General features: G+C 58.9%; 15 protein-coding genes and 1 tRNA gene. 10 read left to right on the top strand and 6 right to left on the bottom strand.

Going from position 1 to position 15,254, the window contains the following annotated elements; translation table 11 throughout:
• Positions 1 to 14: 14 nt before the first annotated feature.
• Positions 15 to 407 carry a RidA family protein gene (locus ACQ4OE_RS04745; RefSeq protein WP_430945892.1) on the bottom strand — a complete coding sequence of 131 codons (393 nt, stop codon included), beginning with the start codon at positions 405 to 407 and terminating at the stop codon, positions 15 to 17.
• A gap of 115 nt (positions 408 to 522) precedes the next feature.
• On the opposite strand from ACQ4OE_RS04745, the gene ACQ4OE_RS04740 reads away from it, so the two are divergent.
• Both ACQ4OE_RS04740 and ACQ4OE_RS04735 read left to right on the top strand, forming a co-directional pair.
• Positions 523 to 1,419 carry a LysR family transcriptional regulator gene (locus tag ACQ4OE_RS04740; protein ID WP_122595679.1) on the top strand — a complete coding sequence of 299 codons (897 nt, stop codon included), beginning with the start codon at positions 523 to 525 and terminating at the stop codon, positions 1,417 to 1,419.
• A 121-nt stretch (positions 1,420 to 1,540) separates the two neighbouring features.
• Entirely contained in the window at positions 1,541 to 2,701 is a 1,161-nt protein-coding gene (locus tag ACQ4OE_RS04735; protein WP_430945891.1) for a radical SAM/SPASM domain-containing protein, read from the top strand.
• On the opposite strand, the gene ACQ4OE_RS04730 is transcribed toward ACQ4OE_RS04735, so the two are convergent.
• Entirely contained in the window at positions 2,650 to 3,558 is a 909-nt protein-coding gene (locus ACQ4OE_RS04730) for a LysR substrate-binding domain-containing protein (protein WP_430945890.1), read from the bottom strand. The two genes, ACQ4OE_RS04735 and ACQ4OE_RS04730, sit on opposite strands and share 52 nt — an antisense overlap.
• A 111-nt stretch (positions 3,559 to 3,669) precedes the next feature.
• Between ACQ4OE_RS04730 and ACQ4OE_RS04725 the strand changes: the two genes are divergently transcribed.
• The 7 genes from ACQ4OE_RS04725 (at position 3,670) to ACQ4OE_RS04695 (ending at position 10,317) form a co-directional block, all read left to right on the top strand.
• Positions 3,670 to 4,722, top strand: a complete 1,053-nt coding sequence (locus ACQ4OE_RS04725; RefSeq protein ID WP_430945889.1) for an agmatine deiminase family protein — start codon at positions 3,670 to 3,672, stop codon at positions 4,720 to 4,722.
• Positions 4,723 to 4,726: 4 nt separating this feature from the next.
• Positions 4,727 to 5,635 (top strand): N-carbamoylputrescine amidase, encoded by a 909-nt coding sequence (gene aguB, locus ACQ4OE_RS04720; protein ID WP_430945888.1) that lies wholly within the window; start codon positions 4,727 to 4,729, stop codon positions 5,633 to 5,635.
• A gap of 1 nt (position 5,636) precedes the next feature.
• The gene (locus ACQ4OE_RS04715) at positions 5,637 to 6,740 is read left to right on the top strand and encodes an extracellular solute-binding protein (RefSeq protein ID WP_430945887.1); all 1,104 of its coding nucleotides are present in this window, start codon (positions 5,637 to 5,639) and stop codon (positions 6,738 to 6,740) included.
• 49 nt (positions 6,741 to 6,789) lie between these two features.
• Positions 6,790 to 7,911: an agmatine deiminase family protein gene (locus tag ACQ4OE_RS04710; protein WP_430945886.1), complete on the top strand. Its 1,122-nt coding sequence runs from the start codon at positions 6,790 to 6,792 to the stop codon at positions 7,909 to 7,911.
• A gap of 50 nt (positions 7,912 to 7,961) precedes the next feature.
• Positions 7,962 to 8,987: a GlxA family transcriptional regulator gene (locus ACQ4OE_RS04705; protein ID WP_430945885.1), complete on the top strand. Its 1,026-nt coding sequence runs from the start codon at positions 7,962 to 7,964 to the stop codon at positions 8,985 to 8,987.
• A 495-nt stretch (positions 8,988 to 9,482) separates the two neighbouring features.
• The gene (locus ACQ4OE_RS04700; RefSeq protein WP_430945884.1) at positions 9,483 to 9,848 is read left to right on the top strand and encodes a DUF6124 family protein; all 366 of its coding nucleotides are present in this window, start codon (positions 9,483 to 9,485) and stop codon (positions 9,846 to 9,848) included.
• 112 nt (positions 9,849 to 9,960) lie between these two features.
• The gene (locus ACQ4OE_RS04695; protein ID WP_430945883.1) at positions 9,961 to 10,317 is read left to right on the top strand and encodes a DUF6124 family protein; all 357 of its coding nucleotides are present in this window, start codon (positions 9,961 to 9,963) and stop codon (positions 10,315 to 10,317) included.
• 55 nt (positions 10,318 to 10,372) lie between these two features.
• Here ACQ4OE_RS04695 and ACQ4OE_RS04690 read toward each other — a convergent pair whose 3' ends face one another.
• Positions 10,373 to 11,404: an alpha/beta fold hydrolase gene (locus ACQ4OE_RS04690; protein ID WP_430945882.1), complete on the bottom strand. Its 1,032-nt coding sequence runs from the start codon at positions 11,402 to 11,404 to the stop codon at positions 10,373 to 10,375.
• Positions 11,405 to 11,722: 318 nt separating this feature from the next.
• On the opposite strand from ACQ4OE_RS04690, the gene ACQ4OE_RS04685 reads away from it, so the two are divergent.
• A tRNA-Gln gene (locus ACQ4OE_RS04685) sits at positions 11,723 to 11,797 on the top strand.
• 113 nt (positions 11,798 to 11,910) lie between these two features.
• On the opposite strand, the gene ACQ4OE_RS04680 is transcribed toward ACQ4OE_RS04685, so the two are convergent.
• The 3 genes from ACQ4OE_RS04680 to gstA form a co-directional block, all read right to left on the bottom strand.
• On the bottom strand, positions 11,911 to 13,899 hold the full coding sequence (locus ACQ4OE_RS04680; RefSeq protein ID WP_430945881.1) for a peptidase U32 family protein: 1,989 nt from the start codon (positions 13,897 to 13,899) through the stop codon (positions 11,911 to 11,913).
• Between the two features lie 220 nt (positions 13,900 to 14,119).
• On the bottom strand, positions 14,120 to 14,500 hold the full coding sequence (locus ACQ4OE_RS04675; protein ID WP_430945880.1) for a RidA family protein: 381 nt from the start codon (positions 14,498 to 14,500) through the stop codon (positions 14,120 to 14,122).
• Positions 14,501 to 14,583: 83 nt separating this feature from the next.
• Entirely contained in the window at positions 14,584 to 15,195 is a 612-nt protein-coding gene (gene gstA / locus ACQ4OE_RS04670; protein WP_430945879.1) for a glutathione transferase GstA, read from the bottom strand.
• Positions 15,196 to 15,254 lie beyond the last annotated feature (59 nt).

Raw genomic sequence — 15,254 nt, 5'->3', positions numbered from 1 at the left:
ATGGCCCAAGATCGCTACGGCAATTTGGCAATCACCTTGATCTCGAAATCAAACCCATACAGCCAGGTCACGCCAACAGCAGTCACGGTCGGGTGCGGGGCATCGCCCCAGAATTCGCTCTGCACGACATTCCAGATCGTCTCGAACTTCGACTGCGGGTCAACGATGAATACGGTGACATCGACCACGTCGTCGAAGCTGCAACCAGCCTCATCGAGAATGGCGTTGAGGTTGTTGAAAGCCTGACGCACCTGATCTTCAAGATCCGGCTCGGGCGTACCGTCCTCGGTGCTGCCGACTTGCCCGGAAACAAACAGAAAGCCGTTGGAGCGAATGGCTGGCGAGTAACGGTTACGTTCGTACAGGGTACGGCGGGTCGGCGGGAAAACCACATCGCGCTGAGTCATGGAGTGTCTCCTTCAGTTGAGTTGATGGAGTCACTGTAGGTATTTGCAGGCGGGCGATAAACGCGCAAGCTTGGCGCTCACTGTTTGTGAATCCCAAACAATCGAGGCGCGAACCTTGGACCGATTCGATGCAATGCAGGCCTTCGCTCGGGTGGTCGAGGCGGGGAGCTTCACCAAAGCGGCGGAAACCCTGCACATGAGCAAGACCACCGTGACCCAGTTGGTACAGCAACTGGAAGCGCGATTGCGGGTGAAGTTGCTCAATCGCACCACGCGCAAGGTCAACGTCACGGCTGACGGTGCCGCTTACTACGAGCGTGTGGTCAAGTTGCTGGCTGACCTCGACGATGCGGAAACCAGCCTGCCCGGTACGGCGGCGGTGCCCTCTGGCCGATTGCGGGTGGACGTGCCGAGCCCGTTGGCTCGGTTGATCCTGATTCCCGCATTGCCCGACTTTCACGCGCGCTATCCGCACATCCAGATCGACATGGGCGTCAGCGATCGCATCGTCGACATCATCGATGAGAACGTCGATTGCGTCGTGCGAGGCGGGGAATTACTCGATCAATCGTTGATGGCGCGCAAGGTCGCTGATCTGCCGTTGGGTGTGTTCGCCGCACCGGATTACCTGGCCCGCGCCGGAATACCAGTGCATCCACGAGAACTCGAAGACTCCGATCACCGAGTGGTCGGTTTCCTGTGGGCGCGCACCGGCAAACCGCTGCCATACGCTTTGCGCAACGCCACGGAACGCCTGCGGATCAAAGGGCGTCACGTGCTCGCGGTCGATGATGGTAATGCCTATCTCGCGGCAGGTTTGGCAGGCATGGGCGTGCTATGGCTGCCCACTTATATGTCCGATGCCCATGTGGCTTGCGGCGAACTGGTGCCACTGTTCAAGGACTGGCAACTCGACCCTATGCCGCTCTATGTGGCGTATCCACCGAACCGGCACGTCAGTCTGAAGTTGCGAGTGTTTATTGATTGGGTTGTGGAGTTGATGTCGCTTTAGAAAAGTGGTGCGCTTATTGCTTGCCAGCGCGGTAATGCCGTCAAAAAACCAACTCGAGCGGCGACTTGAAAGCGTGCAGTGATGAGATGCGTGACTTTCGAACCCAGGAGGTCCCCTTGCAATGAATATGTACATCGATATCGTCGGCGCCTGTAACTTGAGCTGCCCCTCGTGCCCAATGGGCAACTCGGAAAATCTCAACTTCAAAAAAGCCATGCAGATCGACATGTTCAAACAGATCGTCGAAAAGGCCCGCACAGAAGGGGTCAAGTCGATCTATCTGTACAACTGGACTGAGCCTTTGGTTCACCCAAAAATTGGCGAATTCATCGAGATCATCAACGCCGCCGGTATGGGCAGCGGTATCAGTACCAACCTCAATCTCGCCAAGAATATGGAAAAGGCCTTGTTGGCCGAGCCGGGTTACTTCCGTATTTCGCTCTCAGGCTTCTATCAGGAAACCTATAAGAAGGGCCATGTAGGCGGTGATATCGAAGTTGTAAAACAGAACATGATTGCGCTGCACGAGATCAAGCAGCGACTGGGTTTGAAAACCCGTGTCGACGTCTACTATCACCGCTACCTCGATAACATCGAAGAGGAAGCGCTGATGCGTGAGTTCAGCGAGCGCCTCGGCTTCAAGTTCACCACCGGTTATTCGGTGATGATGCCGCTTGAGAAAACCTTGGCCATTATCGAGCGCGACCCTTCAGTCACCGATACCGATTATGAAACCCTGAAACGACTGGCGCTGCCGCCCTATGACGATATTGTCAATGTTGCCCAGCAGTACCCTCAGCAAGATTGCCTGCTCAAAGATGACTGGCTGGTGATCGACTGTAACGGCAACACGATCTTGTGCTGCACGATCTTCAATCAGAGCGAATATCAGGTCGGCAAGTACCTCGATATGCCGGTAGCGGAACTGATGCAGCGCAAAAACTCGCAGAAAAACTGTGTCGACATGTGCAGCCGCTGCGCCAAGAAGGGCATGCATATCTACTCGATGTTCCCCAACCAAGGGGTGCTGGAGCGGCATGCAGTCAATCGCATCATTGACTTCGAGAATCTCAGCAGCATGGGATTTGCTGTGGACAGCGAGTTACTGGGGCGTACGGGTGAGGTCAGCGCTGAAAACTTCGACGAGGCCCAGTATTTCCGATTGAACGAGGATGTGAGGCGCGCAGTGTCCACCGGTGAATTCTCAAGTGGTTACCAGCATTACGTGCTTCACGGTCGACTGGAGGGAAGATTGGGCGCTGGCGTGTTCTCGGTGGTTTGATCAGCACTCAGATTGGCTGACAACCAAGCAGTAAAGCTTTTCGCCAGCGGATCATGCTCACTGTCGCGATGGGTCAGCAACGCCCAGTTCGGCCCGCGAATGGTGTCCTCCACCAGCGGTTGCAACACGCCGTCAGCCCGCGCCTGACGGCTGAGCAATTGACTGACCAGCGCAATGCCAAGCCCGGAACAGGCAGCGTCGAGCAGCAGGCCGGGATCAGAGAAATTCAGGCCCTGATCCTGCTGACCGACGTCGATTCCGGCCTCGACTGCCCAATGGCTCCAATCCATTTCCCGCTCACCATGCAATGTGGTGCGGTGAGCTGCCGGCAAGGCTAAAACCCTCGGGTGGCACGCGGGATACAGACGATCGGCATGCAGCACCTTGAAGCTGCATTCGGCCTGGGAACTGATGTCATCACGCACGGCGATGTCGATGGTTTGCGTGGCCATGTCCGGCACTTCATCGGTGCTATAGATCCACAGATCAACGTCCGGATGTTGCGCGCGAAAGTCCGCCAATCGCGGCAGCAACCAGTGGCGGGCGAACGCCGGCGTGGTGTTGAGCACCAGTTGATTAGGTTTCTGATACTGGCCTAAACGCCGAATCCCCACGGCCAATTGCTGCAGCATTGCTTGCGTGGTGCTGAGCAAATCGTGGCCGGCATCGGTCAGCGTCACACTGCGTCCGCTGCGGAAAAACAGCGGTTGCTCCAGGTACGCCTCAAGGCTGCGAATCTGCTGGCTGATCGCCGACTGGGTGAGGCTCAACTCTTGCGCTGCCTTGTGAAAACTGCCGAGGCGGGCGGCGGCTTCGAAGCCGCGCAGTGAGCTGAGCGGCGGCCAGTGTTTAAGCATATCAATAAGCTCCTCTAATCAGTTGTCCGCAAAATCCATCGTTTGTTTGCCGTTTTCATGGCTCGTAGCATAAGCGCATTGAACACAACGGCTTAACTGACGAGGCTTATCATGCAGCACAACGACAATAAAAACAGCGCCTGGATGATGCCGGCAGAGTGGGTGACCCATGCCGCGACGTGGATGGTCTGGCCGCACAACAAAACCTTGTGGGAGTCGGGATGGCGCGTGACCTTGGCGCAAGTGCAGGAAGATTTCGCTCGCGTCGCCAATGCCATTGCCCGTTTCGAACCGGTGAAGCTGGTGGTCGATCCATCGGCGGTGGCCAGCGCCAAAGCACTGTGCGGGCCGAACATCGAGCTGATTCCGTTAGCAGTGAATGACAGTTGGTGCCGCGACTCAGGGCCGACCTTTGTTTGCCATCCGCAGCAAGGACTGGCCGGCGTGAGCTGGCGCTTTAACGCTTGGGGCGGCAAGTCGGCGCACGATCTGGATGAAAGTCTGGCGCGCCGTGCGCTCAATCACCTCGGCCTGGAATGCTTCGGCACGCCGCTGAGCAACGAAGGCGGGGCGATTCACGTCGATGGCGAAGGCACGCTGATCACTACCGAATCGGTGCTGCTCAACCCCAATCGCAACCCCGGCATCGGCAAAGCCGAGATGGAAGAAATCTTCAGTCGTTTGCTCGGCGTGAAGAAAACCATCTGGCTACCGGGCGATCCTGATTACGTCACCGGCGACATGACCGACGGCCACGTCGATGGCGTCTGCGCCTTCGCCCGTCCCGGCGTATTGCTGGTGGACGCCACTCACGACCAGTCTTCGGTGTACGCCGAAGTGGCGAGCGAAAATCGCCGGGCACTGGAACTGGCCACCGATGCCAGCGGGCGCAAATTCGAGCTGATCGAACTGTTCGAAGCCACCGACGCCGTCGACACCGAAGCCGAGGTGTTCTGCGCCTCGTACACCAATTTCTACATCGCCAACGGCGCGATCATCATGCCCGCGTATGGCATCGAGGCTGACAACGTCGCCGCCAAAGTCCTGGAGCAGACCTTCCCCGGCCGCGAAGTGGTGCCGGTACGCATCAATCATCTGGCGCACGGCGGCGGCGGGGTGCATTGCATCACGCAACAGCAGCCTGCCTGGCCGGTGAGAGGTTGAAGCCATGACGATTTTGACCATCGCCACTACGCAGATGCCGTGCACCTGGGATCTGCCGGGCAACCTTGATCGCGTCGAGCAGCTCGTTCGTGACGCAGCTAAGCAGGGCGCGCAAGTGATCCTGTTGCAGGAGCTGTTCGCCACACCGTACTTCTGCATCGAACAAAGCCATAAACACATGGCGTTGGCCGAGGAATATCGCGACAGCCGTGTGCTTGCTCGCTTCGCCGCGCTGGCCCGTGAACTGGGCGTGGTGTTGCCACTGAGCTGGTTCGAAAAAGCCGGCAACGCGTACTTCAATTCGCTGAGCGTGGCCGATGCCGACGGGCGCCTGTTGGGCGTGTACCGCAAGACGCACATCCCCAACGCCATCGGCTATCAAGAGAAGGAATATTTCAGCCCCGGCGACACCGGTTTCAAAGTCTGGGACACCGCGTTCGGCCGTCTCGGCGTGGGTATCTGCTGGGATCAGTGGTTCCCGGAAACCGCGCGCTGCCTGGCCTTGATGGGCGCCGAAGTGCTGCTGTATCCAACCGCCATCGGCTCGGAGCCGGGCTGCGCGGCGCTGGATTCTCGCGATCACTGGCAGATGACCATGCGCGGTCACGCCGCGGCCAATCTGCTGCCGGTGGTGGCGTCGAACCGCGTCGGTCGAGAAACCGCGACCACCGATTCGAGTCTGCAAATGAGCTTCTACGGCTCGTCGTTCATCAGCGACCACAAGGGCCAATTGCTTGCCACCGCTGACCGCGACAGCAGCGGTGTTTTGCTGCACAGCCTCGATCTGACGGCCATGCGCGAAGAGCGTTTGAGCTGGGGCATCTATCGCGATCGTCGTCCGGACATGTACGGCCCGCTGTTGAGTCAGGACGGCCGCCACCTTCATGCACGCTGGAACACCCAAGGGGTTTGACATGGCTACCCATCACAAACGCTTGCGCGGCGCGATCGGCCTGGCGCTGATCTGCTTGATACCGTCGCTGCACGCCGAAGACAAAACCCTGCGGCTGTACAACTGGGCCGACTATTTTGCCGAAGACACGCTGAGCCGCTTCACCGCCGAAACCGGAATCAAAGTGATCTACGACGTCATGGACGGCAGCGAAACCCTTGAAGCCAAGATGCTTTCCGGCGGCAGCGGTTACGACCTGATTTTTCCCGGTGACACCGTCGCCGAGCGCTTGATGCGCGCCGGCAGCCTGATGCCGCTGGATCAATCGAAGTTGACGGAACTGGCTGACATCGAACCCGGTTTGCAGAAACTGCGCGGCCATTACGAGCACTCCAGCAACGCCACGGTGCCCTACACCTGGGGCACCATCGGCCTGACCTACAACGAAGAGCAGATCAAACAACGCATGGCTGGTGCCCCGGTCAACAGCCTCGACATGCTGTTCAAACCGGAACTCGCGGCGAAGTTTGCCGATTGCGGGATTTCGATGATCGACTCGCCGGATGAGGCATTGGCGGTGGTACTCAATTACCTCGGTCGCGATCCGCGCAGCGCCAAAGCCGAGGATCTCGCCGCCGCCAGTGAATTGCTGATGAAACTGCGTCCCTACATCCGCAAGTTCCAGTCGCAACCGGTGACCGATCTGGTCAACGGCAATCTGTGCCTGTCGCTGGGTTACAGCGGCGACATGACCCAGGCCCAGCGCACCTCGGACAGTGCCGGTAAGCACACGAAGTTTCAGTATCGGGTGCCCCGCGAAGGCACCACGGTGTGGATGGACACCATGGCCATTCCGGTCGACGCCAAACACCCGGAATACGCCTATGCATTCATCAACTTCGTTATGCGCCCGGCGAACATGGCGGCGATTAGCAATTTCACTGGCTACCCGACTTCCAATGCCAAGGCGAGGGCGGACGTCGATGCAAGCATGCGTGACAACCCGGATATCTACCTCGACGAAGCGACCTATGCTCGATTGATTGCGGGCAAGGACATTCCCCAGGCGGACATGCGCGCACGCATGCGCACCTGGACCAAATTCAAGACCGCCACTGGCAAATGATCCACGGCCGGCGTTCGCATCGGCCCTCGTTTTTACAGGAATACACAGCATGTCGACTCGTCGTGAGTTCATCAAACAACTAACAGTTGCCGCGGGTGTTGGCGCTGTATTCATGGGCGTCGGCCTGTCGCCGGGCAAAGTCCTGGCCGCCGCGCAAGGGCGCTGGTTCATGCCCGACGAAGGCGACAAGCATGAGCGCGCCTACATCGCCTTCGGCGCGCAGGATGCGATCTGGGAAGACTTCACCGAAGACGTTCAGAAGGCCCTCGGTCGCATTGCCCGCGCCATCGCCCGTTATGAGCCGGTCACGGTGTTCTGCCGCAAGAACGAGCGCAGCATTGCCGAAGCATTCTGCGGCACGAGCAATATCACCTACGTTACCGCTGGGCTCGATGACATCTGGATGCGCGACATCGGCGCCAATTTCGTCATCGACGACAAGGGCGGATTGGGCGCGGTGGACTTCAACTTCAATGGCTGGGGCAACAAGCAGCAGCACAGCAAGGACGCGAAGATTGCCGGATTGGTCGCCGACGACGCGCAAGCCACCTACATCCGCACGGAACTGGTGGGCGAGGGCGGCGCCATTGAAGTCGACGGCCACGGCACCGGAATCATGACCGAAAGTAGCTGGATCAACGCCAACCGCAACCGCGACTGGAGCAAGGCCGACGTCGAAGCGGAACTCAAAGAGCGACTCGGCCTGCGCAAGATCATCTGGCTGCCTGGGATCAAGAACAAAGACATCACTGATGCCCACGTCGATTTCTACGCGGGCTTCATCAAGCCCGGCGTGGTGATCGCCAACCTCGACACCGACCCCGAATCCTATGATCACAAGGTCACTTTGGCGCACCTGGAAATCCTCAAGAACGCCACCGACGCTGACGGGCGCAAACTGCAGATTCACACGATTTCGCCGCCACTCAAGCCGCGCAAAAGCAAGTTCAACCGGAACAACCCGGACTTCGCTGCGGGTTACATCAATTACTTCGTGATTAACGGTGCGATCATCGCCCCGGAATTCGGCGATAAAGCGGCGGACAAAAAGGCGTTCGATCTGCTCTCGCAGTTGTATCCGCAGCGCGAAATCGTCCAGCTCAACATCGATGCGATTGCCGCTGGTGGGGGTGGAATCCACTGCGTCACCAGCCATCAACCGCAGGCGTGATTGACTCTGACGCGGATCAAGCCAACTATCGGCGCATAACAACATGACCGATGGACTCGAACTTGATCGAACGACGCCAATTCAGCGGAGGCATGAAGGGGAAAAACCTCCGCTATCTGAATGAACACAGCGCTGCTGACCCGCTGCTGACCCGCACCGGTTTTCTGCTGCTGGAACACTTTTCACTGCCAGCGTTTACGCAGGCGCTGGACACGGTGGTCACCACTAATTTGCTGCGCCCGGGATTGTTTTCCTCGCGCACGTTTGGTTTGGGCGACGGTGAAGTTATCAGCGATCTGGGGCTGGTCATCCGCCCCGATGCTCGGCTTGATCTGTCTGCGCTTGATGAACTGGATTTGCTGGTGGTGTGCGGCGGTTACCGTACCGAGTTGCGCGCCAGTGACGAATTCATCTATTTGCTCAAGGCTGCGGCGGAGCGCGGTATCAGCTTGGCTGGATTGTGGAACGGTTCGTGGTTCCTCGGCCGCGCCGGGCTGCTCGACGGCTACCGCTGCGCGATCCACCCGGAACATCGCCCGGCCCTCACCGAAATCGCCAAAACCACCCACGTCAGCAGCGAACCCTACGTGATCGATCGCGACCGCCTCACCGCGTCGAGCCCGTCCGGAGCGTTTCACATGGCGCTGGATTGGATCAAAAGCCTGCACGACAAAGCGTTGGTCGAAGGCATCGAAGACATTCTGGCTTTCGAGGAGTCGCGCTATCGGCGGATCAAGCCGGATGAAAATATCTGCGTCAGTGCGCCATTGCGTGAAGTGGTGAAACTGATGGATGCGAATCTGGAGGAACCGCTGGAGCTTGAGCAACTGGCGGTGTATGCCGGTCGTTCTCGTCGACAGCTGGAGCGCTTATTCAAGGAACAACTGGGCACCACGCCGCAGCGCTATTACCTGGAACTGCGCATCACCGAAGCGCGGCGTTTGCTGCAACACACTGAGTTGTCGCAGGTGGAAGTGCTGGTCGCGTGCGGCTTCGTCTCGCCGAGTCATTTCAGCAAATGCTACAGCTCATATTTCGGCTATCGCCCATCAAAAGAAAAACGCTTGGTCAAATAACCCAAGCCGTCACCCACCTGAGTTCACCTCGCAATCCCACGTCGGCATACCGCTCCCAAACACCCCGGTCAGTTCCCTCTCCCTCTGGGAGAGGGAAAGGCGGGCGGCGTTCCGATGAGGGGTTTTTAAACGACATCACCTACACACGTTTAACTTACACGCACTGTTACGCCATAACGGCTACAACACCTTGCGCCGTTGCCTACGCGTACGCCAGAATCCGCCGGCTTACGCGCCTTGAGGCGGGCTGTATCGTTTCCCGGTCACTGCAAACCAGTGATCGGGTTTGGTAGCCCGTTTCTTGACAAGAGTACGCCATCACCTCTAGCAGTCTCTTTTTGAGGCTCGGCTTTTATGGTGGCCATGCGTGGGGCTCCCTTGTGGAGCGCCGGGTTTTCTCTGTCTTGACCGGTCTACCAACCCACGTGTGGCCGCCACCCTTCGTTTGGTAGCGAAAGTGACGGCTCTTCATTCTTTCAAGAAAGAGGTGCAGTTATGTTCAAAGTCACGCCAAACCCGCCAGAAACCGATCCCATCCCCTACGACGCTTCGCTCGAGCCTCAAAACATCAAAGAGGCCACCGAACGGGCCATCAACTTCTACCTCAGTCCTGGGTCGCAGAAGCTCTCGATTCCCACCCGCAAGACCGGCAAGATCTACGTCATCGACCCCACAGTGGATAACGAAACGTTGTTGGTCGAGGCGTCCGAAACCTTGTCTTCCGCCAGTGACATGGCGCGTGAACTGGCCGATTCGATCGACAGTTCCCAGCGCAAGAAGATGCTGATTCTGCAGCAGGTGATCATGCTCAGTGAGCTGGTGGTCGGTCGAGTGCTGGATAACCAGCGCTTGCCGCACTAGTTGCGCTGCAGATGAGTGAGGGGGGCGTGCCTCCCTCATTGGACAGAGGCGTCCATGATCGCGATGCCTCACGCCTTCTATCAAAGAACCTTCTTGTCTGGAGTTTCAACTGATGTCACAGCTACCCGAACCGTCGGTCACCGATCCGGCATCGCCTTACGTATCACCTCATTCAAGAAAGCTTCACGACGCGGCAGAACGAGCCCTTGACCATTATCTTTTGCCTGCCGCGATCACGGCCGAGCCCTATACGGCCAGCACGCTGTTCATGGTCAATCCACAGTCGGACGCTGAGTCTTTGCTGACCAATGCCAGCGGTTCGCTGGCGTCCGCCACGGTCATGCTCGGTAATTTTGCAGGCGTACTGGAGGGATCAAACCGTCATACCCTGCTGGGCATTGCGCAAGTGGTGATGTTGGGGGAGTTGGCCGTCAACAAGGCGTTGGATCTTGTGGTGCCAACGGAGTAATCGCACGCGTTAATGATTAAGCAGTCAGCCTGGGTGGCTGACTGCTTTTTTGTTTCTACAGATGGTCGGCATCAATCACAGCCTTGGCAAACGCCTGCGGATCCTCCTGCGGCAAGTTGTGGCCAATCCCGCCATTGATCAAGCGGAACTGATATTTGCCGGTGAAGCGTTTGGCGTAGTCCTCAGGTGCCGGGTGCGGCGCGCCGTTGGCGTCGCCCTCCAGAGTGATGGTCGGCACGCTGATCGACGGCGCGGTGGCGAGTTTCTGCTCCAGCGCTGCGTATTTCGCTTCGCCTTGCACCAGGCCCAGGCGCCAGCGGTAGTTGAACACGGTGATGTCGACGTGATCCGGGTTCTGCAATGCCTTGGCACTGCGGTCGAACGTGGCGTCATCGAACTTCCATTGCGGTGAGGCGGTTTGCCAGATCAATTTGGCGAAGTCATGGGTGTTTTTCTCGTAACCGGCGCGACCACGGTCAGTCGCAAAGTAGAACTGATACCACCACTGCAACTCAGCCTTGGGCGGCAGCGGGTTTTGCCCGGCAGCCTGATTGCCGATCAGGTAACCACTGACCGAGACCAACGCCTTCACGCGTTCCGGCCACAGCGCCGAGACGATGTCCGCCGAGCGTGCGCCCCAGTCATAACCACCGAGCACTGCTTGCTTGATCTTCAGCGCATCCATGAAGTCGATGACGTCACTCGCCAGTGCCGCCGGTTGGGCGTTGCGCAAGGTGTCTTTGGAGAGGAACTGCGTATCGCCATAACCGCGCGCATACGGCATCAACACCCGATAACCCTTGGCCGCGAGCAGCGGCGCCACGTCGTCGTAGCTGTGAATGTCATAAGGCCAGCCGTGCAGCAGGATCACTACCGGGCCGTCGGCAGGACCGGTTTCGGCGTAGGCCACATCGAGGACGCCGGCCTTCACGTGTTTCAACGGGCCAAAGGGCGAGGGTGCGGAATAACTGACGGCTGCCGGTTCTACGGTCTGCGCCTGAACGCTACTAGCGACAGCGCCGAACAACGACAACGCCAGAATCGACAAACCGAACGCGGTGTTGCGGGTGTGCAGTGCCTTTTTCATGCTGACGTCTCCTGCGAACCTTTGGCCGAGGGGTCTGGATGAACCCTTGAAACCTTGGGTGCATTTGAACGTGGGGACGTATCTGGGCTGTGTCTAAAACAGGCGTTGTTGAAAGGGGATGTATCGGCAGGGAGCGCGTACACACTGTGATACATGACGGCTGAAGAGGGCCGTGATTGGCTGCCATTCCGGCGAAAATAATAAGTCGCTGTTTTAAAACAAAAAATATTTCACTCCGCGCTTCACAAAGCGGAAAAACCTTGGTAAATTGCGCCCCGTTCTCACAGCGAACCTAACGAAGTAGCTGGACAGAGCAGTAGGGGCGTCGCCAAGCGGTAAGGCAGCAGGTTTTGATCCTGCCATGCGTTGGTTCGAATCCAGCCGCCCCTGCCATATTCGAAAAAACGCCAACTTCGCAAGAAGTTGGCGTTTTTTTATGCCTGCGATTTGGCCAAGCGGAGTGGGGCAGGCGTGCGCAGCGCCGAAGCACTGCGCACGCCGTCCACTCAGTGTGGTGCGCGCGGAATGGTTTTCATCAGGTCTTCGGGGCTGATGTGGCCGACCACGCTGCCCGGTTGCGGCAGGTTGAGGATGTGGCCCTTCATCTTGCCGATGATGTGCATCTCGCACGGCTTGCAGTCGAACTTCAGCGTCAGCACTTCATCGCCGTGGATCAACTGCATCGGCGCGACTTTGGTGCGCACGCCGGTCACGCCTTTGGCCTGTTTCGGGCACAGGTTGAAGGAGAAACGCAGGCAGTGCTTGGTGATCATCACCGGCACTTCGCCCGGCTCTTCGTGCGCTTCGTACGCCGCGTCGATCAGCTTCACGCCGTGACGGTGGTAGAAGTCGCGCGCCTTCTGGTTGTAGACGTTGGCGAGGAAGGTCAGGTGCGAATCCGGGTACACCGGCGGCGGGCTGGTCTCGGCTTTACGGCCGCCACGCGGGTGAGCGGCGACACGGGCGGCGGTCAGCTTCTCGATCACTTCACGACGCAGGGCTTTGAGCTGCGAGTTGGGGATGAAGAACGCCTCTGGCGCATCCAGTTTGATGTCGGTGGCGTGATACTGCGTGGTGCCGAGCTGGCCGAGCAGATCGCGCAACTGTTCCAGCGCTTGCTCAGGTTTGTTCGCCACACCGAACGGACCGCTGAGGGTGACGCTGGCACTGATGCCTTCTTCACTGGTGGCGGTCACTTCCAGCTGTTCTTCACGCAGACGCGCGACCCAGCTCAGGGCCACACGACGCTCGGACGAGGTCTTTTGCAGCGCTTGTTGCCAGTTGTGATCGAGGTTGCGATTCAACGGGTGATTCGGGCGCAGCTTAAACAGGCCTTCCGGCATCTCGTTCGGCTCGACGCGGTATCGATAGCGCTTCTCGCCGTCTTCTTCGAACTCGCCTTTGGCTTCGGCGATGTTGGCGCGGAAACCGACCACTTCGCGTTTGACCAGCACGTTCAAGCCGTCACCGTTGGACAGCGGCTCGTGGGTGACGACCTGCATGTCGCGTTTGCCGACTTTCTCGACGGTGCCCACCGGCAGGCCGGTGAAGGTCGGCGAATCGAAGGCACCGATGTCGATCTTGCGATCGGTGACGAAGTAGTCGGTGCTGCCACGGTGAAAGGTTTTTTCCGGGTCAGGCAGGAAGAAGTGCGCGGTGCGGCCGCTGGAAGCGCGGGCCAGGTCCGGGCGATCTTCGAGCACGTCGTCGAGGCGCTGCCGGTAATAGGCGGTGATGTTCTTCACATAGCCCATGTCCTTGTAGCGACCTTCGATCTTGAACGAACGCACACCGGCTTCGACCAGGGCGCGGATGTTGGCGCTCTGGTTGTTGTCTTTCATCGACAGCAGGTGTTTCTCGTAGGCGATCACGCCACCCTTTTCATCTTTGAGGGTGTACGGCAAACGGCACGCCTGGGAGCAGTCGCCACGGTTGGCGCTGCGACCGGTCTGCGCGTGAGAAATGTTGCACTGTCCCGAGAAGGCCACGCACAACGCGCCATGGATAAAGAATTCGATGGCGGCGTCGGTTTCGTCGGCGATCGCACGGATTTCCTGCAGGTTCAGCTCACGGGCCAGAACCAGCTGCGAGAAACCGGCCTGATCGAGGAACTTCGCCCGCTCCAGCGTGCGGATGTCGGTCTGGGTTGAGGCGTGCAGCTCGATCGGCGGAATGTCCAGCTCCATCACGCCCAGATCCTGAACGATCAGCGCGTCGACACCGGCGTCGTACAACTGATGGATCAGCTTGCGCGCCGGCTCCAGTTCGTTGTCGTGCAGGATGGTGTTGATGGTGGTGAAAATGCGCGCGTGGTAACGGCGGGCAAACTCGACCAGCTCAGCGATTTCGCCGACTTCGTTGCAGGCGTTGTGGCGCGCGCCGAAGCTTGGGCCGCCGATGTACACGGCGTCGGCGCCGTGCAGAATGGCCTCGCGGGCGATGGCGACATCGCGGGCAGGGCTGAGCAATTCCAGATGATGCTTGGGCAAGGACATAGTTTTTTTAGTCAGGCTGTCACGGTTAGGCGCGCATTCTACCCCCGAAACGCGCGCCCGGCACGCCCATGCTGCCCGATGGCATTGCCGGGCGTATGTGGCATGCCGATCCCTGTGGGGGCGCCCTGCTAGCGATTGGGCCAGTGCAGGCAACCTCTTGATTGCCTGACCGACCGCTATCGCCAGCAGGCTGGCTCCCACATGGTTATGCGGTGTGAAATCAGGCCTTGGCCGCCATCGCAGTGACTTCCACGCGCATGCCTTCAACGGCCAGCGCAGCAACACCGACGGCAGCGCGCACCGGCCATGGTTTAGCGAAGAAGCGCTTGTACACCTCGTTGAACGCGGCGCGGTCGGCCATATCTGTGAGGTAGATGGTCAGGTGCATGACCCGATCCATCGAACTGCCGGCGCGTTCCAGTGCAACTTTCAGCGCTTGCAGGGTGCATTCGCTTTGCACGGTGATATCACCGAGTTCCAGGCTGCCGTCGGCGCGGGTCGGAATCTGCGTGGAGACCATGATCCCGTTGAAGGTCGCGACGTCCGAGGAAATCGAGTCGGCGTCCGGATCGGGCGTGAAGGTGATGTCTGCGTTGGTCATGGTGATCTCTTGTTTGAGCGAGTGAAGATCGCCGCAGTTTACAGATTCATCGTCGATATGGCCCGCGCCACGGCAGCGGACGATTACACCGCCAGCGTCGCAGCTTCCGCTGCCAGGGCCGAGATTACACTGGGACGCGCGGCGATGCGCTGCCTATAACCGGCAAGCGCCGGCCAGCCTTCGATGTCGATGCCGAACGTCGGCAGCCACGTCAGCACGGTAAACAAATAAGCGTCGGCCACGCCGAAGCTGCCCTGCAAATACGCCTGATCCAGGAGTTGCTGATTGAGGTAATCGAGGCGCTTGAACAGCGTGTGCCGGAAGATCGCTTTGACCGCTTCGGGAATGTCGGCGTTGAACAGCGGCGCACAACCCGCATGAATTTCCGAACTGATGAAATTCAACTGTTCCTGCAGACGAATCCTTTCCCACGTGCCCGGAGGCGGCGCCAAGGTGTTAGCGGGCGCCAGGTCGACGAGGCATTGCAGGATCGCCGGCCCTTCGGTCAGCACCTCGCCATTGTCCAGTTGCAGCGCGGCGACGTAACCCTTGGGATTGATCTCGCGAAAGTCTCGGCCATCAGCGGTGCGTTTGCTTCGGTTGTTGACGCGAATCAGCTCGAAAGGCAGGCCCAGTTCGCGCAAGACAATGTGCGGCGACAGCGAACAGGTCATGGGGGCGAAATACAGTTTCATGGCGATTCCCAACAGAGGTGAGCCGGCAGAATCCATCACCGCTGAGGGATTCGCAAAGG

Origin of the sequence: Pseudomonas sp. WC2, assembly GCF_050586545.1 — a bacterium.
Lineage (GTDB): Bacteria > Pseudomonadota > Gammaproteobacteria > Pseudomonadales > Pseudomonadaceae > Aquipseudomonas.
Note: the sequence above shows the minus strand (reverse complement) of the source record. Positions and strands in the feature narration are given on the sequence as shown.